Raw genomic sequence first — 22,275 nt, 5'->3', positions numbered from 1 at the left:
GGTCGCTCCTGCGTGCGTTCTCATGCGGTTGGCAGGCTGGCGCGTGCCGGGCGGGGGGGCGGCCTGCGGAACCGCGCCGCGAGGCTGCCGGCGACGACGGCCGCGACCAGCCCCGAGACGGCGAACGGTCCCCAGCCCAGGATCGGCCCGCGCAGGAACGGCACGTAGGCCGCCAGCAGCACCAGCGCGCACAGGTAGCCGGCCGTCAGCGTGTGTTGCGGGTCGATGGCCTTGTCGACGAGGCGAAAGAGCGCCGAGACCGCGAAGCCCAGCAGGGCCGGGCCCGCCAGACCGAAGTCGAAGTAGGCGGTGGTGAAGGGCGGCAGCGACAGGTTGCTTTGCGAGAAGTTGCCCAGCACGGCCGGCCAGCCGAGCGGGTCGTAGCCCGGGAACATCTTCAGTTCGCGCGGCAGGATGAAGGAGAAGGCCGAGAGCAGGTAGCGCCCGTAGCCCAGATCGGGCGAGGGCGCGCGCTCCAGGATGCCCGCGACGACGAACATCGCGTCGAAGTCCTGGCTGAAGGGGTACGACGCCAGCTCCGCGCCCCACATGGCGTCCCGCGAGATCAGGTTCAGCACCGGCCCCAGGCCCGCGATGGCGCCGAAGATCACGGCGGCGAGCGTCCACCGGTGGCGCCGCCCCAGGGCATGGATGAGCAGCGGCAGCAGCCCGATCAGGATGACCTGGCGCGCCGTGTTGACCGGGTTGGCGGCGATGGCGGCCAGTGCGAACGCGAGGCCCGCGACGCACCAGGCCCACAGCGTGCGCTGGCGTGTGGCGTGGATCGCGAGCGCCACGCAGCACAGCAGCACCATGAGCTTGGGCAGCGTGGAATAGACGATGTACTGGACCGGCGCGGCCTCCTCTTCGGAAATCACGCCGCGCGCCGTGAAGTTCATGTCGGGGCGCAGGAAGAGCATGGCGAACGCCACCTCCAGGCAGGCCAGCAGCAGGAAGGGGTGGGCGACGCCGGCGCCGAGCGCGCGGCGCGCCAGCCGGGGCGCGGCAGACGGCTCGGGCAGGCCCAGCCGTGCGGCTTCCACGCCGGCCATGTACAGCAGCACGAGCATCAGCCCCTGCGTGTGCGCGGCCTGCCCGACGATGCCGACCTCCCAGAAGTCGGTGTCGGTCGCGATCTGCATCGCCGGCGCCAGCGAGAAGTAGATGAGAACCGCCGTGTAGTGGATCAGCAGGAACACGCTGTCGCCGGCGGTGCCCAGCATCGACAGCTGCACCACCGTCAGCACGAACACCACCCCGTAGCCCCAGACAGAATCGATCAGCCCGCACAGCGCGGCGCAGACGATGCCGGACCAGAAGACGAGGGTTCTCATGGCGAGGTCCGTTTCTGCTTCAGGCGTGCTCGGCCTCGGCGGCGGTCCGGCGCGCCGTCTGGTAGTCCGCATAGGTGCGGCGCAGCCCTTCGGCCAGCGGCACGGTGGCGTGCCACCCGAAGCTGGCCGCGCGCGACACGTCCAGCAGCTTTCGCGGGGCGCCGTCGGGCTGGGCCAGGTCGTAGTGGATGCTGCCCTCGTAGCCCACGACCTCGCGGATGTGCTCCACCAGCTCGGCGATCGAGACGTCCTCGCCCGTGCCGAGGTTGATGTGGCCGCGCATCGGATCGGTGTGCTGGTCGTAGGCGGCGCGCGACAGGTTCATCACGTCCAGGCAGCCTTCGACCATGTCGTCCACGTACAGGAACTCGCGCCGCGCCCGGCCGCTGCCCCAGATCAGCACGCTCGGCGTGCGGCTGATCTTGGCCAGGTGAAAGCGCTGGATCAGCGCGGGCACCACGTGGCTGTTCTCCAGGTGGTAGTTGTCGCCGGGCCCGTAGAGGTTGCTCGGCATCACGCTGCGGAAGTCGACGCCGTGCGTGGCGCCGTACTGCCGGTTGTAGCTCTCGCACAGCTTGATGCCCGCGATCTTGGCGATCGCGTAGGGCTCGTTGGTGGGCTCGAGCTTGCCGGTGAGCAGGGCCTCTTCGCGGATCGGCTGTTCGGCCAGGCGCGGGTAGATGCAGCTCGAGCCGAGGAACAGCAGCCGCTTGACGCCGGCGAGAAAGGCCTGGTGCGTGAGGTTGGCCGCGATCAGCAGGTTCTCGTAGATGAACTGCGCGGGGTAGGTCATGTTGGCGTGGATGCCGCCGACCTTGGCCGCCGCCACGTAGACCTGGTCGATGCGCTCGGTCGCGAAGAAGCGCGCGACGGCGGCCTGGTCGAGCAGGTCGAGCTCGGCGTGGCTGCGCGTCACGACCTCGTGGCCGAGTTCGCCCAGGCGCCTCGTGAGCGTCTGGCCGACCATTCCGCGATGACCTGCAACATAGATTCGCATGGCGTTCTTTCAGTGAAGGAAGAGGGGACTGCGGGTCTCAGCGCGAACCGCGCGCCCCGAGCACGACGCGGAAGGTCTTCAGCAGGATCACGACGTCGCGCCGCAGCGAGAGCGTGGCGACGTACTCGGCGTCCATGGCGGCGCGGCGGCGGTAGCTCACCTCGTTGCGTCCGCTGATCTGCCACAGGCCCGTGATGCCCGGGCGCACCGCGCAGTAGTACGCCCAGTACGGGCCGTACAGCTCCTTCTGCGCAAACATGCAGGGGCGCGGGCCGACCATGCTCATGTCGCCCTTGAGCACGTTCCAGAACTGCGGAAATTCGTCGATGCTGTAGCGGCGCAGGAAGGCGCCGAAGCGGGTGATCCGCGGGTCGTGCTCGAGCTTCTGGAACTTCTCCCATTCGCGCCGCGCCGCATCGTTCTCGCGCAGGTGGCGGGCCAGCAGGGCATCGGCGTCGGGCGCCATGGTGCGGAACTTGTAGAAGCGGAAGATCCGTCCGTCGCGGCCGTAGCGCGGCTGCACGTAGATGGCCGGGCCGCCCGAGGTCAGCAGCACGCCGAGGGCGATCAGCGCGTAGGCCCAGCCCAGGAACAGGAAGAAGGCGCCCGCCAGGAGGATGTCCATGGCGCGCTTGGCGGCCTGCAGGAGCCGCGAGCCGCCCACCGGCACGGGGCGCGCGGCGGTGCGGTGCGGCGTGCGTGAAAGGTGCGTGCTCATGATGTCGCGCGCTCCGGTTCGGCGCGGGGGGTGTGCCCCAGCGCGGGCGGATAGATGTTCGGCGGCAGGCCGTAGGGCCCGTAGTCGTAGCCGTAGGCGTTGTGGCGTTGCCGCGCGTCCTGCGCGTTGAGCACCACGCCGTGGAACGCCGCGCCCACGTGCGCCAGCCGCTTGGCACTCTCCACCAGGTCGCCCAGCTCGCTGTCGCCCGCGCGGGCCACGAGCATCAGGGTGCCCACGTCCGGTGACATCGCCACGGTCTCGGTCGCCAGCAGGATCGGCGGCGCATCGATGACCACGGCGTCGTACAGCGCCGAGAGGGTCTCCAGCAACCGCGTGAACGCAGTGGAACCCATCATCGTGGCCGGATCGAGCGGCAGCTTGCCGGTGGTGATCACGTCCAGGTGCGGCAGCACCTGCGCATGCACCGCTTGCGCGAGCGTGGCAGTGCCGGCGATCAGCTCCGACAGGCCGGTGGTCGTCTTGAGCCCGAACTGGCTCGCCAGCTTGCCGCGGCGCATGTCGGCGTCGATCAGTAGCACGCGCCTGCCGGAGGCCGCCAGCACGGCCGAGAAGTTCGCCGACAGGAAGGTCTTGCCCGCGCCCGGCGTGGCGCTGGTCAGCAGGATGCGGTTGTTCTGCGCGCCCGCCATCAGGAAGCCCAGCGCGGTGCGCAGCCTGCGCACGCCTTCGAGCGCCGGGTCGTCCGGGTGCGAGGCCGCCAGCAGCTTCACGCCGGGCTTGCCCTGGCGGATGGCGCGGTCGAGCGCGCCCTGCCGCGTGCTGAGCGCGATCGTGCTGTAGACGTTCAGGCCGGTGCGCATCTCGATCTCGTCGGGGGTGGCGACCGTGTTCTTGAGCACCTTGCGAAGCACCGACGTGACCGCGCCCAGGAACAGCCCCACGACCAGCGCCAGCGCCATCACGATCACCGCCTTGGGCCGCACCGGCTTCTCGGGCGACAGCGCCTGGTCGAGCACGCGCACGTTGCCGATGCGGCCTTCGCGGGCCAGGCGCATCTGCAGCGAGCTGTTCAAGAGCGACGAATAGAGCTCGGTGTTGACCTTGATGTCGCGCTGCATGCGCAGCGAGTTCTGCTGCAGCATCGGCATGCGGCGGATGCGGTTGTCCACGCCGCCCAGCTCCTTGCGCAACGAGGCGATCTGCGCGTCGAGCGTGATCAGCATCGGGTGCTGGCTGGTGAAGCGGCTTGCCAGGTCCAGGCGCTTCTGGCGCGCGTCGAGCAGCTTGGCCTGCAGGTCGACGTTCTGCGACAGCGCGTTGCGCGCCTCGTCGTCCAGGCTGATGGTTCCGTTCTGGTTGCGGTACTGGTTGTAGGCCTCTTCCGACTGTTCCAGCTGCTGCTTGAACTTGGGCAGCTCGGTGCCCAGGAAGTTCAGCGTGCGCTCGGCCTGCGCGGTTTTCTGGTCGATGTTCTGGCGCATGTACAGGCGCGCCACTTCGTTGAGCAGGTTCGCCAGGTGCTCGCGATCGTCGGTCTGCCAGCTCACGTCGATCACGCTGGACTGCTTGCCCTTCTCGATCACGCGCAGCTCGCGCTGCAGCTCGAGCATGGTGAGCTGCGTGGAATGCCGCGTCAGCTCGAAGGCGCCGCCGGGCCGGGCGTCGATCGAGGCCACGAGCAGGTGGACCGTGCCGCCCGGCACCGAGCTGTCCTGCGGCTCGCCGACCCGGCCGTGCAGCGGGGTGTCGAGGTCGGGGTGCGTCAGGGTGTAGGTGCCGTCCTTGCCGGCGGTCAGCAGGAACTTCTTGCCCTCGAGGGCCGGCGGCACGTCCATCTGCGCGACCGCGATCCGCTCGGTGCCCGACACATAGCCGCGCATGCCGAGGAAGCCCGGCCTGGACAGCGTCTTCGAATGCCGTGCGATGAAGGCGCCCACGACCGGGATGTAGTGCGGCCGTGCCTTGATGAACAGCTTGGTGTTCTCGATCGCCTGGCCGAGCACCATGCGCGACTTCAGGATCTCGGCCTCGCCCGAGGTCGGCGTCTTCACGCCCACGCCGTTGACCGCGGCATCGCCCGCGCCGCCGGGCGAGCGTTCGGCATCCTCGAGCTGGATCAGCACGTTCGCTTCGTACACGCGCGGCCCGAAGAGCGCGTAGCCCGCGCCCAGCACCAGCACCGCGGCGGTGACCGAGGCGATCAGCCATCGGTTGTCCAGCATCAGGTCGACGTATTCCTTGAACCGCGAGTGCGGGCGCTCGGGTTCCGGGCTGTACGGTGCGGGAAGCGGGGGGTACCAACGCGCATTCATGGGCTTCACCTTCTTTGTCGTGTTCGGGCCGGGGCTGCGCGGCCTACCTGCTGCGGGCGGTGTCGCGCGCGAGGTTGATCACCTGGGCGGCGGGAAGGATCAAGTTGGCGACCCGGTTCCACGAGACCAGCGGCACGCGGTCGACATAGACGACGTCGCGCGGCCGCAGCTCGAAGCGGTCGGCCAGTGCGAGCGCGGCCGGGTTCTTCGCGTTCAGGCTGAAGATCTGCGGCGTGTCGGGCGTCTGCGGCGAGTTGCGGATCACGTAGATCTGCCCGGGGTCGGCCGTGAGCAGGTCGGGCCCGCCCGCATCGCCGAGGGCCTCGTTCAGGCTCATGCGGCCGTTGCGCATCAGCAGCGCCGAGGGCCGCAGGATCTCGCCCATCACGTAGATGCGGCTGTCGTCGCGGCTGCCGACGTACACGATGTCGCCGTTGCGCAGCGGGATGTTGTTGGCGTCGGCGCCGAAGCGCTTGAGCTGCATCAGGTCGATGACCACCGTGCGGTCGCCGCGCGTGAGCGTCACATGCGAACGGTCGCCCCCGGCGGTGATGCTGCCCGCCCGGTTGAGCGCCTCGGACAGCGTCATCGGAATGTCCGTGAAGATCTGCAGCCCGGGCGTGCGGACCTCGCCCTCGACATAGGCGCGCTGGCTGCGGAACGACTGGATGCGCACGCTCACCAGCGGTGCCTTGATGATGCTGCCGATGCGCTTGGCGATCAGCTCGGACGCACCGCTTTCCGTCAGGCCCTGCAGCCGGGTGCGGCCGATGTAGGGAAAGCTGATCTCGCCCGCGGCATCGACGATGAAGCCCGGCGCCACGGTGACGCCGGTCGGGTCGCTCTGCTGCGCGATCACCGCGCCCAGGTTGGGCTGCAGCTCGGGGTTGTTGTAGACGGTGATGCCCACCACGTCCCCCGGCCCGATGGTGTAGGGCGCGGGGCGGCCGAACAGCGCCTTCACGTCGGGCGGGATGCCCGTGTTCCCGGCGAGCTGCGCGCGGACCAGCTCCGGCGTGATGGCCGCGATCCTGCCGCCGGCCGTGCCGTCGGCCGACTGCAGCGGGCCCGGCGTGCCGAAGCCGGGTGCGCAGCCGCACAAGCCGAGCGACAGCAGCAGCGCCATGGCACGCGACCGGAAGCGGCCACCGGGAAGGGCGCGGGCGCCCTCGGTGGCGAGGAGGCGCTCGCCGCGCGGGTTCGCTGGGGTTGCGGATGTCATGGCAATCTCCTTGGCTTCGGTTGTTGTTTCAGGGCGCGGCGAGCGTGGCCGGGATCGCGCGCGGGGTGCCTGTCGCCGGACGGTCCTGCCGCTGCGGGCTGCCGGTGGCTAGACAGTGCTCGACGACCCAGTCGCCGACGGACTGCAGGAAGAGCTGCTGGCCCTTCACCGTGCAGACGGTGTGGTCCACGTCCCGCATGAACTCGTACTGCAGGCCCTGCATGAACGGTTCGCGGCGCAGGGCGCCGAGCTGGTCGCGGTCGCGGTCGCAGACATGCAGCGATCCCGAATACAGCAGCTGCACCGCCACCTCGCGTTCGACCAGCCGCTTCATCGTGGCTTCGAACCAGATCGCGTTGACGTTGGGCGGCCGCCGGTCCACGAAGTAGCCCGGCAGCGGCTTGCCCACCGTGCTGCCCGGCAGATGGCGCAGCACCCAGCGCCGCGCCTTGCCGGGGAACGACGGGTGCAGCGGCGCCGCGAGCGCGCGGCGCACCGTGAGCTCCCAGCGCGTGCGCCGCTGGGGGAAGGCAAAGCCGTCGAACAGCGAGAGCGCCACCATGCGCGCGTCCACCGCGGCGGCCGACATGGCGTGCTCCACGCCCGAGCACATGGCCACGGTCGCGAACTGGCCGATGCCCTGCATGCGCTGCACGAGGTCCATGGCGGCCTGCAGGCTGTGCACCGCGCGCGTCTGCAGGTCGGGCCCGGTGTCCAGCGCCTCGCTGTCGCCGATGCCGCCCAGGTCGAAGCGCAGGCTGCCCACGCCGCGCGCGGCCAGCAGGTGCGCCAGCTTCACGTTGATGCGGCGCGGCCCGACGCGGTGGTTCGCGCCCATGTTGAACATCAGGCAGGCGACGGGCGCCGGCACGCGCTGCGCGGGGAGGGTGAGCATGCCCATCAGTGCGTTGCCGGGGCCGAAGCACACCGGGGTCTGCGTCATGTCATTCATGGATCGCTCCCTGCAGGCGGTTGAGCGCATCGGCCGGCACCATCGCGCTGTGGGGAAAGGGGTCGGACGTCCAGTCCAGCGGGTGGCTCAGGTAGGCCAGGCGCACCGGCATGTGGCGCGACTGCTGCTCGGCCGCCCATTGCGCGGTGGACGTGTCGTCGGGCGGGGCCAGCACCAGGGTGTCGTGCAGGGCCGTGAGCGGCAGCGACTGCGGCGTGAGGGCGCGCAGCTGCGCCTGCAGCGCCGGCGAGAGACGCACGCCCAGCGCCTCCTCGGGTAGCGCGTCCGGGTCCCGCGCGAGGTGACGGCGCCAGGACAGGTCGGGAATGCAGAAGGTCGTGTCGATCGCCTCGACGTGGCGTTCGCGCAGCAGGCGCGCGTAGCCCGGCCCGTCGATCACCGGCTCCCAGAGCACCAGCCGCGCCGGGTCGCAGCGCCCGTTGCGCGCGGCCAGCACGGCCAGCGTGGCACCCAGCCGCGCGCCGATCCACACGATGGCGGCATGGGGTGCGTGCCGCCGCAGCTCCTCGTGCGCCGCGCACAGGTCGCGGCGCCAGCCGTCGAGCTCGCCCTCGCTCTCGTCGCCCGGCGAGTCGCCGGAGCCGTAGAAGTCGAAGCGCAGCGTGGCGATGCCGGCGCGCGCGAGGCGTTCGGCCAGCACCTTGAAGAAGCGGTGGGTGCGCAGGCCCTCCTGCCCGAAAGGCGGGCACAGCAGCACCGCGGTGGGCTCGCCCCGGTGGTCGTCGGCGGCGTGGAACGCGCCGAAGACCTGGCGCGAGGCCGGCCCGAACATGAGCGGCGTGAAGAGGGTCATGCGACACCCCCTGCGCATCGCGCTTCGCTCATCCCCTTGCGCGGATTCAGGGGGCGCATGCGGCGGCCTTCGGGGTCGGCCTGCGAGGGCCGGGCGCGGGCTTCGGTATGGCGCCATTCGGCGAGCGAGCCCACGCTGTCCGCCCGCGCGGGCGCCGGCCCCAGCGCCAGCACCAGGATGCGGCCGGCCACCGGCAGCTCGACGCTGCGACTGTCCGGTGCCAGGCCCACGTCGAAACTCTGCGGCGACACCAGCAGGCCCACGCCGATGGCCTTCAGGCAGGCTTCCTTGCGGGTCCAGCAGGTCAGGAAGGCGCGGTCGCGTTCGTCGGCGGGCAAGGCGGCCAGCGCCTCCTGTTCGCGCCGCGTGAAATGCGCCGCCGCCAGGTCGGCCGCGTCCGGCATCGGGCGCAGCAGCTCGACGTCGGCGCCCAGCGGGCCGCGCCCGCCGATGGCGATCAATGCCAGGCCCTGGCTGTGGCTCAGCGAGAACTGGGTGCGCGGATGCCCCGCCAGCGACGGCTTGCCGAAGGCGCCGATGGCCAGCGTCAGCGCGTCGGGGGCCAGGCCCGTGTACGCGCACAGCGCCTGGCGCAGCGCGACATGGGCCGCCACGAAGCGCTGCCGGTCGACGGGAAAGCGCAGGTTCTCGGCGCGTGCGCGCTCTTCCTCCGACAGCACCTGGGCGGGCAGGGTGTCGGTGAAGCTGTCCAGCTCGACGTACCGGCAGACCGGTGCGTCGATGGACAGTGCGTTGGCGGCGCCGGTCATGGTCACCCCTTGCGCAGCCAGCTGCCGAGTGCGCCGAGCAGCCCGCCGCGCTGTGCATGCGCGGCCGTGCCGGCGGCCAGGTCGGCGAGGTCCGAGGGCACGCCGTGCGGTGTGCCATGCGCCGAGGACGCGATCTGCCCGAGGTTCTCGAACAGATAGCGGCGCGGCTCCACGCGGTGCCCCAGCGTCTGCGCCGCCTGCTGCACGGCGCGCAGCACCAGCAGCGAGTCGCCGCCGAGGTCGAAAAAGTTGTCGCTGGCGCGGATCTCGTCGACATCGATGCCGATCACGTCGGCCCAGATCTGGGCCAGCTGGGCGTGCTCGGGGCTGAGCAGCCCGGGCTTGGCTTCGCGCGCGGCGCCGTCGAGGCCGTTGGCGGCCTCGGCCGGCGCGCCCTTGTCCGCATCCTCGGCCGCCAGCTTGCGCAGATAGCGCGCGCTGGCCGAGCCTTCGGCGCTGGCGATCTCGGCGAGCGTGGCATTGGGGTGGTCGGCGACGCGACCCAGCACCTCGAGATAACGCTCGCGCAACTGGGCGCCGGTCTCGCGCAGGTAGACGTCGGCGTTGTAGAGCAGCGCGCCTTCCAGGCCGTGCGGCTTGTCCATCAGCCACACGCCGACGTCGTCGGTGGCGCCGTGCTGCATCACGTGCACCTGGCGGGTCTGCAGGCTGCCGACGGTGCGCGCGCGCTCGCGGGCGTCCTGGAACGAGAACATCGCCTGGTAGGGCCCCGAGGCCTTGATCTGCCCCGCATAGCCGGGCTCGGCCATCAGGCGCTCGAACGGCACCTGCTGGTGGTTCATCATCGACAGCAGCTCCTGCTTCACGTAGCGCATGAAGTCGGGCAGCGGCAGCGCCATGTCGACCGCGAGCGAGACCGGCAGCACGTTGTTGAAGAAGCCCATGACGTCTTCCGTCTCGGCCTGCTGGCGCCCGCGCACCGGGTTCGCGATGACGATGGCGTCGTTGCCGGTCGCCTGGGCCATGGTCAGCGCGTAGATGCCGAAGGTCAGCATGCTGAGCGTCACGTCCATGTCGCGCGCCACCTCGCGCAGCCGCTGCGTGCTCTGCAGGTCGATGTGGATCCAGTGCGCGCCGCCCTGGCCGCTCTTGCCCGCGCGGCGCGGCATGTCGGTCTTTGGCGGCCGCACGGCCCTGGCGCTTGCGAGCCGGCCGCGCCAGAACGCGAGTTGCTCCTCGCAGGCAGGCTCGGTCAGCCATTTCTCGAGCCACTCGGCGTAGTCGCCGTGGGTGGTGGCGAGCGCGGGCAGGTTGTGCGGACGGCCGCGTTCGGCGGCGTCGTAGAACGCACCCAGCTCGCGCTGCATCAGGTCGAAGGACCAGCCGTCCCAGATCAGGTGATGCGGCACGAACAGGAAGACGTGTTCGTTGTCATCGAGCTGGAACAGGGTCGCGCGCATCATCGGTGCGCTGTGGATGTCGATAGGCCGGTCTGCCAGCTCCTGCATCTGCTCGGCCAGCTCGGCCTCGCGCTGGTCCGCGGGCAGGCCGCGCAGGTCGACCAGCGGCAGGGCGAATTCCACCGACTCTGCGATCGACTGGATCGGGCGACCTGTGTCCTCGTCGAAGCCGATGCGCGTGCGCAGCGACGGCTGGCGGCGGATCATTTCGCGCAGCGCGCCTTCGAAGCGCGCGGCGTCGAGCTTGCCTGTGAGCCGCTGCGCCGAGGGCGCGTTGTAGACCGAACGGCCCGTGTACAGCTGCTCCATGAAGCGGATGCGTTCCTGCGAAGGCGTGAGCGGTGCGCTGCGGCGATCGGGGTGGCAGGCAATCGGCGCCTGCAGGCCGACGCCCGCGCCCTGCAGGGCCTCGATGACCGCGGTCAGCTTCTCGGCCGTGGGCGCTTCGAACAGCGCCCGCAGCGGCAGCGTGACCTGGAACTCGCGGCTCAGCAGCGTGGTGAGCCGCGCGGCCAGCAGCGAGTGGCCGCCCATGGTGAAGAAGTTGTCGTGCATGTCCAGGCCCGGCAGGCTCAGCACCTTCTCCATGACCGCGAGCACCTTGCGTTCGTGCGCGTTGCGCGGACCGGCGCCGCGCCGCACTTCGTTGCGCGCCACCGCCTGCGGCGGCGGCAGCGAGACGCGGTCGACCTTGCCGTTGGCCAGCGTGGGCAGGGCGTCGAGCGTCACCACGTGCTGCGGCAGCATGAAGGCCGGCAGGTGCTTGCGCAGGTGCACCATCAGTGCATCGAGGTCGAAGCCGCCGCCGGGCAGCAGCGCCAGGTAGGCCACCAGGCGCACGTCGCCGGGGTTGTCCTCGCGGGCCACGACCACGCTGCGCGAGACGCCGGCCACTTCGCAGCAGCGCACCTCGATCTCGCCGGGCTCGATGCGGTAGCCGCGCACCTTGACCTGGAAGTCGAGCCGGCCGAGGTGGTCGAGCAGCCCGTCGTTGCGCCAGCGGCCGCGGTCGCCGGAGCGGTAGACCTTCTTCGTGGCGCCGAAGATGCGCACCGTGACGAAGCGCTCGGCGGTCAGCGCGGGGCGGTCGAGGTAGCCCAGCGAGACGCCTTCGCCTGCGATGCAGATTTCGCCGGGCACGCCGATCGGGCAGGGTTGCAGGTCGGCATCGAGGATCCAGATCTCGGTGTTGTCGACGGGCCTGCCGATCGAGATGCCGCGCGAGGCGATCTCTTCGGGACGCACATGCCAGGCCGTGGAATACACCGTCGTCTCGGTCGGGCCGTAGCCGTTCCACAGGCCTTCCATGCGCTCGCACAGCGCCAGCGCCATGCTCGGGCGCAGCGCCTCGCCGCCGGTCCAGCCGCGAAAGCCGGGCGTGCCGCCGGCCCACTGGGCATCGAGCAGCAGTTGCCACATGCCGGGCGTGGCCTGCAGCAGCGTGATCTGTTCGTCGTCGAGCGCCTGCGACAGGCGGTTGCCGTCCATGGCGACCTCGCGCTGCACCATCACGAGTTCGGCGCCCGCCGCCAGCGGCAGCAGCAGGTCGGGCACGGCCATGTCGAACGACAGCGTGGTGACGGCGGCGATGCGGTCGGACGGGCCGATGCCCGATTCGCGCTGCATCCACTGCAGCAGGTGCGCCACGCCCCGGTGGTGCGCAATGACGCCCTTGGGCAGGCCGGTCGAGCCCGAGGTGTAGATCACGTAGGCCGCGTCTTCGGAGCCCGGGTCGTCGCTGCTCGGCGGCAGCGCGTCGCCCGAGAGCTGGCGCCAGGCGGTGTCGCGATCGATCTCGAAGACGCGCTGGTCGGCGTCGGCGCGCCAGTCGCGCGGCGCCACCGCGATGTCGGACGAGGTCAGCATCAGGCTGAGGGTGGCGTCGCTGGCGTAGTGGTCCAGCCGCGCCTGCGGAAATGAGGTGTCCATCGGCACGTAGGACGCCCCCGCCTTGAGGATGCCCAGCATGGCGACGACCATCTCCAGGCTGCGTTCCAGGCACAGGCCCACGCGCTGGCCGCGGCCCACGCCGCGCGCGCGCAGCGCACGCGCCAGGCGGTTGGACAGCGCGTCGAGTTCGCCGTAGCTGCAGCTGCGCGCGCCGTCGCGCACCGCCGGGCGGTGGGGCTGCTGCGGCACGCGCGCCACGAAGCCGGCGTGCGCCAGCGGCGCGCCGCGCAACGGCACGCGCGCGGGCTGCAGCGCCAGCAGCGCACGCGCGGCGCCGGCGGACAGCACGTCGAGCCCGCCGATGGTGTCCTCGGGCTTGTGCGCGGCCGACTGCAGCACGCACTCGAACATGTCGAGCCAGCGTTGCACGCTCACGTCGTCGAACAGGTCGGTGTTGTATTGCGCCTCGACCTGCAGGCTGCCGGCATGCGGGCGCAGGTTCACGAAGAGTTCGAAGTTCTCGTAGCGGCGGGCGATAGTGTCCTGCACCACGTCGAGGGTGGTGAAGGCCTGCGCGCTGCTCGCCACGTCGGGGTCGACGTTGAAGGTCACGCTCACCAGCGGCAGCCGGCTCGGGTCGCGCTCGAGCGACAGCTGGCCCAGCAGCGCGCCATAGGTCAGGGCCTGGTGATCGAAGGCATCGAGCACGGCGGTGCTGCATTCGTCCATCAGCGCGTCGAAGCGCATGGCCGGATGCGCGGCGATGCGCAGCGGCAGCAGGTTCACGCAATGGCCGACCAGGCCGGGCACGTCGTGCGCGAGCTGGCCGGAGGTCGGGATGCCGACCACGATGTCTTCCTGCCCCGTGAGGCGGTGCAGCGTCGCCACGAAGCCGCTGAGCAGGCCCGTGAACAGGCTGACGCCGGCCTTGGTGCTCGCGATGCGCACGGCGCCGACCACGCGCCGATCGAGCAGGCGCTCGGCGCGGCGCGAGTTGAAGGTGCGGGCGGCCGGGCGGGGGCGGTCCAGCGGCAGGTCGAGCACGGGCTGCGTGTTGCCGGCAAAGCGCTCCAGCCAGTAGTCGATGTGCGCCTGCATGTCGGGGCTCGCGGCCGCGACGGCTTCCTCGGCGGCGAAGTCCGCGAAGAGCGGCGCGGCCTTGAGCTTGAGCCCGATGCCGGTTTCCTCGGCATAGAGGTGGCCCAGCTGCTCGGTGATGACCGCCCACGACCAGCCGTCGCAGACCACGTGGTGCGCCGACATCACGAGCTCGTGCTCGTCATCGCCCAGGCGGTACAGCACCGCCCGGAACAGCGGCCCGTGTTCGAGCGAGAACGGCGTGCAGACCGCCTCGTCGTGGGCCGCGTGCAGCGCCTGCGCGAGGGCTTCGGGCGCGAGCCCGCCCAGGTCGTGGCGGACCAGGTGGTTCCCGGCCGGCGGGCTGACCAGCATGAAGGTGCCGTCCGGCGAGATCGTGGCGCGCAGCGCCTGGTGGCGTTCGAGCAGCCGGTCGGTGGCGCGCGCCAAGGCGTCGCCGTTCAGCGCGCCGCGCAGGCGCAGCACGACCGACTCGTTGTAGGCCATCGAGGCCTCGGGGCTCAGCGTGGCGCCGAGCCAGATTTCGCGCTGCGACTCGGTGGTCGCGATGATGCATTCGACGAGGCCACCGCTCGCGGTGGGCTTGAGTGCGGCGTTCATGCTGCGGCCTTTCCGTTGATGAGGCGCTCGTGCAAGGCGGCGTCTTCGGGTACGTACCAGTACGGCTGGCCGTCGCTGTCGCGGGCCAGCACGCTGCCGTCCTCGACGGGCTTGCGCGCGTCGAAGCGGGTGGGGGCGGGAGCGCGGCGCGGAAGGAAGCCGGATTCCTGCATCTCGGCGACCGATTCCTTGAAGGCGCGCTGCAGGAAGGCGATGTCCTCGGCGCTGTGCGCGCTCGTGAGGAAGCACGGGAAGTTGTCCAGGATGTGCACGCCGCGGCTGCGCATCATGGCGAACAGCAGGTCCTGCAGCGGCTGGTCCTCGAGCCAGCTCACGCGCCACAGCGACGCGAAATGGCGGATCTCGATCGGCGCGCCGACCTCCTGGCACCAGCCCGAGAGTTCCGTGGCCATGGCGGTCGTGCTCGCAGTGAGCCCGGCCTGCAGCGCGGGCCCGGCCTCCTTCAGGTGCGTGAGCGAGGCCTTGGCCGCGGCGAGCGCAAGCGGGTGGCGCACGAAGGTGCCGGCGAAGTAGGTCACGCCCACGCCCGGGATCGAGTCGTCGCCGTACTGCCAGGCGCCGCCGTCGAGCGCGTCCATGAACTCGCGCTTGCCGGCGATCACGCCGACCGGAAAGCCGCCGCCGATCACCTTGCCGTAGGTGGCCAGGTCGGCGCGCACGCCGAACAGTTCCTGCGCGCCGCCCAGCGCGCTGCGAAAGCCGGTGATGACCTCGTCGAAGATGAGGCAGCAGCCGTTCTTCGCGGTGACGTCGCGCACGTCGTGCAGGAACTCGCGCGGCTGGAAGTCGGGGCGGCGGCTTTGCACCGGCTCGACCAGCACGGCCGCCAGGTCGGCGGCGTTGTCGCGGATGAAGGCCAGCGCCTCGGGCGTGCCGTAGTCGAGCACGCGGATGTCGCCGAACATGCCGCTCATCACGCCGGGCGCGGCCGACAGGCCCTTGCCGCCCTTGCCGGCGCGCACCAGCACTTCGTCGAAGGTGCCGTGGTAGGAGCCCGTGAAGGCCACCACCGTGCTGCGGCCGGTGACGGTGCGCGCGATGCGCAGCGCCGCCATCACGGCTTCGGAGCCGGTGTTGCACAGGCCGGCGCGCTCGCTGCCCGTGAGTTCGCAGATGAGGCGGGTCACGTCGGCCGCGAGCGGATGCTGCGGTCCGATCTCGTAGCCCGCATCGAGCTGGGCCCGCACGGCGTCCTGCACGAAATCGGGTTGCCAGCCGAACAGGTTCAGCCCGAAGCCATTGAGTGCGTCGACGTACTCGTTGCCGTCGAGGTCCCACAGCCTGGAACCCTTGGAGCGCTCGATCACGATCTGGTAGGTGATCTCCTTGGTCAGCGGACGGAAGCCGTTGACCACGCGCGGGTCCGCCATGTGGGCGCGGTTGTCCTCGGTGAAGCGCTTGCTTTTTGGCGTGCGCTCGACATAGCGCCGCACGAAGGTCGCCAGCCGCGCCTTCTGCCGCGCGCTGGGTTCGGCGGTGCGCTGTGTGTGGATGCGGGCGATGGCGCCGAAGGCCTTGTTGACGTCGTAGCGAAGCGGGGCTTCGGCGGGCGGCTGCGGCTGCGCGGCGGGTGCGGCCTCGGCCGACACGGGTATCGCCGCCACCGCCACCGCCACTGGCGCGGCCGCGCCGGACAGGAGCGCGAGCTGCTGGCGCATCAGCTCCATTTGCTGCGCGATCACCTGGTTCAGCAGGCCGGTGGGCTGCGCAAGCCCTGGCGGTGGCGTTGGCATCGACACCTGCACGGCGGAGGCCGCAGGCATGGCGGGCGTGGGGGGCACGGCCACCGGCTCGGCCTCGGGCGGCAGGCTCTTCAGCAGGTACGCGGCCAGTGCGTCGAAGCTGCGGTAGTTCTCCATCAGCTGACGGAAGCTCAGCTCGACCTTGAAGCGTTTCTTGATCTGCGTGGCTGCCTGGGTCAGCGTGAGCGAGTCCATCCCGATCTCGCCGAACGGGGCCTGGCCCTCGGCCTGGGCCATGTCGATGCCCGAGATGTCTTCGAACAGGGCCCGCAATCGGGCGTCGACCGACGCCGCGCGCGACGCCTCGGGCGGTGGGGAAGAAGGCAGAGGAAGGTCAGGCGAGGGCGCTGCAGCGGTCACGATCGGCTCCAATGAAACAGGCAGGGCGGGCGCAAGGGCCGGCGACACCGGCGCGGTGGGCGCGATGTCGACCCAGAGACGCTTGCGTTCGAACGGGTAGGTGGGCAGGCACACGCGCCGGGCGCCGGCGCGCGGTGCCAGCAGGGCGAGGTCGACCTCGGCGCCGCAGGTCCACAGGCGCGCGGTGGCCAGACGCAAGGTCCGGGTCTCGTCGGCCGGTTCGCCGTGCAGCAGCGACACCGCCACCGCGCCGGCCTTCGACGCCGGGGCCAGGCCCGGCAGGCGGTGCTGGCGCACCAGCGCGGCCAGCGTGTTGCGAGGACCAACTTCCACGAACACCGGATGGGTGGCGTCGTCCGCCGCACTCTGCAATGCGGGCGAGAAGCGCACGGTGCCGCGCAGGTGCTGCGCCCAGTAGGCCGGGCTCGTGGCCTGTGCGTCTTCGAGCAGGCGACCGGTGAACGTGGAGTAGAGGGGGATCTGCGGTGCGTGCAGCGTGACCTGGCTCACGAGCGCCTCGAAGGGCGCCACCGCGGCGTCCATCATGGCGGAGTGAAAGGCGTGCGAGGTCTGCAGCAGCCGGCAGGCGACGCCCTCGGCTTCGAGCGCGGCCTGGAGTTCGGCGATCGCCTCGGTGGGGCCGGCGGCCACGCAGGCGCCGGGGGCGTTCTCCGCGGCGAGCGAGACCTGGGGCGAGGACGCGAGCCGCGAGGCCAGCGCGTCTGCGCTCAAGCGCACCGACAGCATCGTCCCGGCGGGCTGTGCCTGCATGAGCGCGCCGCGGCGGGCAATGAGCCGGGCGGCATCTTCCAGGCGCATCACGCCGGCGATCACGGCCGCGACGAATTCGCCGACGCTGTGGCCGATCAGCGCGTGCGGGCGCAGGCCCAGCGACAGCAGCCGCCGTGCGAGCGCGTACTCGAGCGTGAAGAGCGCGGGCTGCGTGACGGCCGTCGGCGCGAGCGCCTGCGGGTCGTCTGCGAACAGGCGCTCGCGCAGGTCGAAGTCGAGTGCGCCCTCGAAGGCGCGCAGGCAGTTGTCGAACGCGGCCGCGAACACCGGGTCGCCCGCATGCAGCGCGCGGCCCATGCCCGGGTACTGTGCGCCCTGGCCCGGGAACATCAGCACGGGCTGCGGTGCGCGCTCGGCGATCCGGTCGCTTACGCGCCACGCCGTGTTCTCCGAGCGCAAGGCCTCGATGGCCTGCGCCGCATCGCCGGCCACCACGGCGCGGCGGAAGGCATGGGCCTTGCGGCCGACGCACAGGGTGAATGCCGCGTCGCCCAGGCAGAGTTCGGGCTGTTCCTCCAGGTGCGTTGCCAGCTGCTGCGTCGCGACCGCCAGCGCGGCCTCCGAGCGGGCCGACAGCGCCAGCACATGGACGCCCGGCTGCGTGGTGCGTGCCTGCCGCGCCGGCGCTTCCTCGAGCACGACGTGCGCGTTGGTGCCCCCGACACCGAACGAGCTGACGCCCGCGCGGCGCGGCAGCCCGGCCCGCGGCCACGGCTGCAGCTGGTTGCTGACGTGGAACGGCGTGCGCGCGAAGTCGATCGCCGGGTTCGGCGCCGTGAAGTGCGCGGTGGGCGGAATGAGTTCGTGGTGCAGCGACAGCGCCGTCTTGATGAGGCCGGCGGCGCCCGCGGCCGTGACCATGTGGCCCACGTTGCTCTTGAGCGAACCCAGCGTGCAGTAGCCCCGCGCGTCGGTGTGTTCGGCGTACGCGACGGCCAGCGCCTCGACCTCGACCGGGTCGCCCATCGGCGTGGCCGTGCCATGTGCTTCCACGTAGGAAATGCTGCGCGCGTCCACGTCCGCCGCGGCCAGCGCGGCGCGGATCACCGCCGCCTGGCCGTCCACGCTGGGCGCGGTGAAGCTGGCCTTGGCGCCGCCGTCGTTGTTGACGCAGGCGCTGCGCAGCACGGCATAGACGGTGTCGCCGTCGGCCTGCGCGTCGGACAGCCGCTTGAGCAGCACCACGGCGGCGCCGTCGCTGAACACGGTGCCCTTGGCCTGCGCGTCGAAGCTGCGCGTGTGGCCGTCGGGCGAGAGCATCGAGCCCTCGTTGTAGAGGTAGCCGCTGCGCGGCGGGCAGGTGACCGAGGCGCCGCCCGCCAGCGCCATGTAGCACTGGCCCGTGCGCAGCGCATGGAAGGCCTGGGCCACCGCGACCAGCGAGGTCGAGCACGCGGTGTTGACGCTCACCGCCGGCCCGCGCAGGTTGAGCCGGTTGGCCACGCGCGTGGTGATGTAGTCCTTCTCGTTGGCCAGCATCACCTGGAACTCGCCGACGGCCTCCACGAGGTCGGGGCGCGAGGCGACGTGGCGCTGGAAGTAGGTCGCGTTGTACGTGCCCGCGTACACGCCCACCGGGCCCGGCGCCTCGTCGGGCACGTAGCCCGCGCGCTCCAGGCACTCCCAGCAGATCTCGAGGAACACGCGGTGCTGCGGGTCCATGAGCGCGGCTTCCTTCGGGCCGATGCCGAAGAAGGCGGCATCGAAGCCTTCGATGCCGTCGATCACGCCGCGCGCCCGCACGTAGGCCGGGTCACGGCGCAGCGACTCGCCGACGCCGGCGTCCAGGCTGGCGTCATCGAAGAAGCTGATGGTGTCGCGCCCGGCGACGAGGTTGTCCCAGAACTGCTCCACATCGCCCGCGCCGGGGAAGCGACCGGCGGTGGCGATGAGAGCGATGGGCTCGGGGACGCTGGCGGCGTCCTCGCGCACGGGCACGGGTTGTGGCGCCTGTGGCGCCTCGCCAGCGGACTGCAACTGCGCCGCGATGGCGCCCGGCGTCGGGTGGCGGAAGAAGAGGTTGGTCGACAGCGGCGGCGCGCCTTCGCGCTGCAGGTCGGCCAGCACCTGCAGCACCAGCAGCGAGCTGCCGCCCAGGTCGAAGAAGTTGTCTTGGCGCCCGGCCTTGTCGATGCCCAGGGCGCGCGCGAAGGCGTCGCACACCTGCTGCTCGAGCGCGTCGCGCGCGGCCTCGAAAGGCTGCGCGAGTTCGGGGCGCTCGGCGGCCGGCTCGGGCAGGGCGTTGCGGTCGAGCTTGCCGTTGGGCGTGACGGGGAGTTGCGCAAGCCACACCTGCGCCGACGGAAGCATCACCGCGGGCAGGCGGGTCGCCAGGTGCGCGCGCAGCGTGTCCCACGCCAGCTTCTGCGTGCGGGCGACCAGGTACGCGACCAGGCGCAGCTGGCCGTCGCGACCGGGCCGCGCGACCACCGCGCAGGACTGCACCGCGGGGTGCGCGAGGATGGCCGCCTCGACCTCGCCGGTCTCGATGCGGTGGCCGTGGATCTTGATCTGGCCGTCGATGCGGCCGATGAATTCGACGGTGCCGTCGGGCAGCCAGCGGGCGAGGTCGCCGGTGCGGTAGAGCCGCTCGCCCGGCGCGCCGAAGGGGTCGGGCACGAAGCGCGCGGCCGTGAGTTCGGGTTGGCCCAAATAGCCGCGCGCCAGGCCGTGTCCGCCGATGCACAGCTCGCCCACGAGTCCGCTGGGCAGCAACTCGAGCGTCGGGCTCAGCACGCGCAGCACGGTGTCCTTGATCGGGCGCCCGAGCGGCACCGAGCGCGGGCCCGCTGCGATCGCGGCGCGCTCGATGCGGTGGGTGGTCGCGAAGGTCGTGCACTCGGTCGGCCCGTAGCCGTTGCTGAGCGTGAGCCCGGGGAGCGCGTCGAGTGCGCGCCGCACATGGGGTACCGACAGCGCCTCGCCGCCCGTGAACAGGTGCGCCAGGCCCGCGAGGTGCTGCGGATCGCCGTCGACCACGGCGTTGAAGAGCGAGGCCGTGAGCCAGGCGGTGTGGACCTCGTGGCGGGCGATGGTGCGTGCGAGGCCGGCGCCGGTGGGTACCCGTTCGCCGTGGATCACGCAGCGCCCGCCGTTGAGCAACGGCCCCCAGACTTCGAGCGTCGAGGCGTCGAAGGCAAGCGGCGCCGCGTGCAGCATCGCGCGCCCGGGTGCCAGTTCGATGTAGTCGACATCGACCACGAGCCGAAGGATGGCGCGATGGCTGATCTCGATGCCCTTGGGTACGCCGGTCGAGCCCGAGGTGTACATGAGGTACGCCAGCGATTCGCCGTCGACGGCCGGCGGTGTCCACGGCGCGGGGGCCGCGCCGTCTTCGGGCGCGTCGATCCGCACGGCGGTGCAGTGGGCTGGCACGAGAGAGGCCAGTGCCTCGATCGTCACGACCCGGGTCACGCCGGCCTGGTCGAACATCGTGGCGACGCGTTCGGGCGGAAAGTCGGTGGGTACCGGCACGTAGGCCGCGCCCGCCTTGAGGATGCCGAGCATGGCGACGATGGCAGCCATCGAGCGCTCGAACACCATCCCGACGGGGGCGCCCGGTTGCACGCCCGCGCGCTGCAGGCGCTGTGCGAGCCGGTCGCTGCGCGCGTCGAGCTCGGCGTAGGTCATCGTTTCGTCGCCTTCCACCATCGCCACCGCGTCGGGCGTGGCCGCGGCCCGGCGGCCGAACACGGCGGGCACGGTGAGCGACAGGTCGGGCGCGGCGGGCGGCGTGGCCCAGGCGGCGAGCTGGTCGCGGCGGTCGGTGTCGGGCAGGGCGCGGATGTTGTGGAGCGCCGCACCGGGATGCGCCAGCAGATCGGCGGCGGTGTCGGCGATGGCTGCGAGCAGGCGGCTGGCGCAGGGCGCGTCCATCAGGCTCGCGTCGACGTCCAGATGCAGGCTGGCGGGGAGTTCTGTCCGGGCTTCGAGCCGCAGGGGCGGCAGGGTGTCGGCGGTGTGCGGCGTGGCCCGCCGGTCGAGGTCGAGCTGGGTCAGCCACGCGCTCGCGGTGCCGGGCAGCGACGTCGGCATGCCGTGAGACCCCGGCAGGGCCGCGCCCAGCCAGCGCGATTGCAGCAGCAGCCAGGCACCCACGAAGAGCGTGTCCGGCAGGTACCCTGTGGTGCCCAGCGACGCGAGCCAGCGCTGCGCGAACCCGGCTTCGAGGGCCAGCGAGACGCCAAGCCGTTCGCCTGCCGCTGCGCGCGCGGGCGGCGACACGAACAGATCGCCCAGCGCGGCCTGCGAAGCCACGGCGGCCTCCGGCGACGAAGCAATGTGGGTTTCCATGCAATTACCCGGCTGCAGACTGTGAATGGAAAATTCAATTGAAGGAATCGAATTGATTTCAATTGGATTTGGTTCTTGGTTTGTCGCGATCCTATGAACTTGGTGAGCCTTCTGTTTGGCTCTTTTCTCCATGTTTACATTTGGATATAAATATTTCCGAATCGAACTACCTAAGCCATGACATTTGAGGTACCAAGGCCATTTGTGGTGGGCGTTTTGTCACCCCTGTAGGAAGCCATGATGGAACGTCGATTCAAAAAAATGGCCATTCTTCTTCGCTATGTCTGCAGACCTGCGAGTCTGAGTTTCAGTATCGTTTCGACGAAGATTTCTAAAGTCAGACAAGTTTTAACGGTTGACAAGAAATTTTTCGCGAATTGAGACAGTTGGAAGGCATCGGCATTCGAGCGCTGAGCACTCAGAATGGGGTAGATATTTTTCTTCTGTGAAATGGTTTTTCGTCTTTTGGTTAATTCGAGGGTGAATCTGAAAATTCTCAAAAGGCCTAAAAGATCTAATGAAAAATGTTACTTGTCATCTGATTTTTGGTGCCTGGGATGCAATTTTTTATTGATTATTGGCGATCATTGAAATTCAAATGATGTCCATTGTTTTAATGAAATAGAGAACAATGGGGATCGAGGTACTTTCCCCTCTGTCAGCGCACGGAGAGCGGGGATGCATTGCGACAATCGCCGGCAAATTTCGGAAAGGCGGTCGCGCCATGGGTACCGGCATTGATCCCGGTTGATTTCCGTCGCGCCGGCGGGAAGGCCTGAGCCGGGTCGGGGCATCGACGCAGCGGGCCCGTCATTTCGTCCGCAATTCACCGTCGGACCGCGGCGCGAATGCTTTACGGGCACGGGTTTTTCAGGCCGGACGGACGGCGTTTTTCTCGACGCGACCGGCGGATCGTGGGGGCCGCGCCGGGTACCCGGTCCCAGGCAGGCGCTTTGTCACGCTCGCATGCACGCC

General features: G+C 70.5%; 10 protein-coding genes. All 10 read right to left on the bottom strand.

The annotated features are described in order from the left end of the window. Nucleotides 1-20: 20 nt before the first annotated feature. Genes AC1RAD_RS11565 through AC1RAD_RS11520 form a run of 10 tightly spaced genes read right to left on the bottom strand, consistent with a single transcriptional unit; the run spans nt 21 to nt 21,300 of the window. A complete protein-coding gene (locus AC1RAD_RS11565) occupies nt 21-1,334 on the bottom strand; it encodes a hypothetical protein (RefSeq protein ID WP_492734858.1) in 1,314 nt (437 codons plus the stop codon). 19 nt (nt 1,335-1,353) lie between these two features. After that, nucleotides 1,354-2,331 carry a GDP-L-fucose synthase family protein gene (locus AC1RAD_RS11560; protein ID WP_492734857.1) on the bottom strand — a complete coding sequence of 326 codons (978 nt, stop codon included), beginning with the start codon at nt 2,329-2,331 and terminating at the stop codon, nt 1,354-1,356. A gap of 37 nt (nt 2,332-2,368) precedes the next feature. Beyond that, the gene (locus tag AC1RAD_RS11555) at nt 2,369-3,049 is read right to left on the bottom strand and encodes a sugar transferase (RefSeq protein ID WP_492734856.1); all 681 of its coding nucleotides are present in this window, start codon (nt 3,047-3,049) and stop codon (nt 2,369-2,371) included. Then, a complete protein-coding gene (locus tag AC1RAD_RS11550) occupies nt 3,046-5,325 on the bottom strand; it encodes a polysaccharide biosynthesis tyrosine autokinase (RefSeq protein WP_492734855.1) in 2,280 nt (759 codons plus the stop codon). The genes AC1RAD_RS11555 and AC1RAD_RS11550 overlap by 4 nt, the downstream gene beginning before the upstream one ends. Before the next feature lie 43 nt (nt 5,326-5,368). Next, complete coding sequence (locus tag AC1RAD_RS11545; protein ID WP_062473261.1) at nt 5,369-6,547, bottom strand: polysaccharide biosynthesis/export family protein; 1,179 nt, start codon at nt 6,545-6,547, stop codon at nt 5,369-5,371. A gap of 28 nt (nt 6,548-6,575) precedes the next feature. Continuing rightward, on the bottom strand, nt 6,576-7,499 hold the full coding sequence (locus AC1RAD_RS11540) for an alpha/beta hydrolase family protein (RefSeq protein WP_062473263.1): 924 nt from the start codon (nt 7,497-7,499) through the stop codon (nt 6,576-6,578). Then, the gene (locus AC1RAD_RS11535; protein ID WP_307693139.1) at nt 7,492-8,313 is read right to left on the bottom strand and encodes a serine aminopeptidase domain-containing protein; all 822 of its coding nucleotides are present in this window, start codon (nt 8,311-8,313) and stop codon (nt 7,492-7,494) included. Before AC1RAD_RS11535 ends, AC1RAD_RS11540 begins: the two co-directional genes overlap by 8 nt. Next, nucleotides 8,310-9,083: a 4'-phosphopantetheinyl transferase family protein gene (locus tag AC1RAD_RS11530; RefSeq protein ID WP_062473277.1), complete on the bottom strand. Its 774-nt coding sequence runs from the start codon at nt 9,081-9,083 to the stop codon at nt 8,310-8,312. The genes AC1RAD_RS11535 and AC1RAD_RS11530 overlap by 4 nt, the downstream gene beginning before the upstream one ends. A gap of 2 nt (nt 9,084-9,085) precedes the next feature. After that, nucleotides 9,086-14,092, bottom strand: a complete 5,007-nt coding sequence (locus AC1RAD_RS11525) for an amino acid adenylation domain-containing protein (protein ID WP_492734854.1) — start codon at nt 14,090-14,092, stop codon at nt 9,086-9,088. Further along, nucleotides 14,089-21,300 carry an amino acid adenylation domain-containing protein gene (locus tag AC1RAD_RS11520; protein ID WP_492734853.1) on the bottom strand — a complete coding sequence of 2,404 codons (7,212 nt, stop codon included), beginning with the start codon at nt 21,298-21,300 and terminating at the stop codon, nt 14,089-14,091. Before AC1RAD_RS11520 ends, AC1RAD_RS11525 begins: the two co-directional genes overlap by 4 nt. Between the last annotated feature and the right edge of the window lie 975 nt (nt 21,301-22,275).

It is taken from the genome of Variovorax sp. GW823-FHT04B03 (assembly GCF_058796495.1).
This window is presented reverse-complemented; position numbering and strand designations above follow the sequence as displayed.

Excerpts from the sequence above, each read along its gene's own strand:
- AC1RAD_RS11565 (WP_492734858.1), bottom strand. The coding sequence starts at position 1,334 with ATGAGAACCCTCGTCTTCTGGTCCGGCATCGTCTGCGCCGCGCTGTGC.
- AC1RAD_RS11560 (WP_492734857.1), bottom strand. The coding sequence starts at position 2,331 with ATGCGAATCTATGTTGCAGGTCATCGCGGAATGGTCGGCCAGACGCTC.
- AC1RAD_RS11555 (WP_492734856.1), bottom strand. The coding sequence starts at position 3,049 with ATGAGCACGCACCTTTCACGCACGCCGCACCGCACCGCCGCGCGCCCC.
- AC1RAD_RS11550 (WP_492734855.1), bottom strand. The coding sequence starts at position 5,325 with ATGAATGCGCGTTGGTACCCCCCGCTTCCCGCACCGTACAGCCCGGAA.
- AC1RAD_RS11545 (WP_062473261.1), bottom strand. The coding sequence starts at position 6,547 with ATGACATCCGCAACCCCAGCGAACCCGCGCGGCGAGCGCCTCCTCGCC.
- AC1RAD_RS11540 (WP_062473263.1), bottom strand. The coding sequence starts at position 7,499 with ATGAATGACATGACGCAGACCCCGGTGTGCTTCGGCCCCGGCAACGCA.
- AC1RAD_RS11535 (WP_307693139.1), bottom strand. The coding sequence starts at position 8,313 with ATGACCCTCTTCACGCCGCTCATGTTCGGGCCGGCCTCGCGCCAGGTC.
- AC1RAD_RS11530 (WP_062473277.1), bottom strand. The coding sequence starts at position 9,083 with ATGACCGGCGCCGCCAACGCACTGTCCATCGACGCACCGGTCTGCCGG.
- AC1RAD_RS11525 (WP_492734854.1), bottom strand. The coding sequence starts at position 14,092 with ATGAACGCCGCACTCAAGCCCACCGCGAGCGGTGGCCTCGTCGAATGC.
- AC1RAD_RS11520 (WP_492734853.1), bottom strand. The coding sequence starts at position 21,300 with ATGGAAACCCACATTGCTTCGTCGCCGGAGGCCGCCGTGGCTTCGCAG.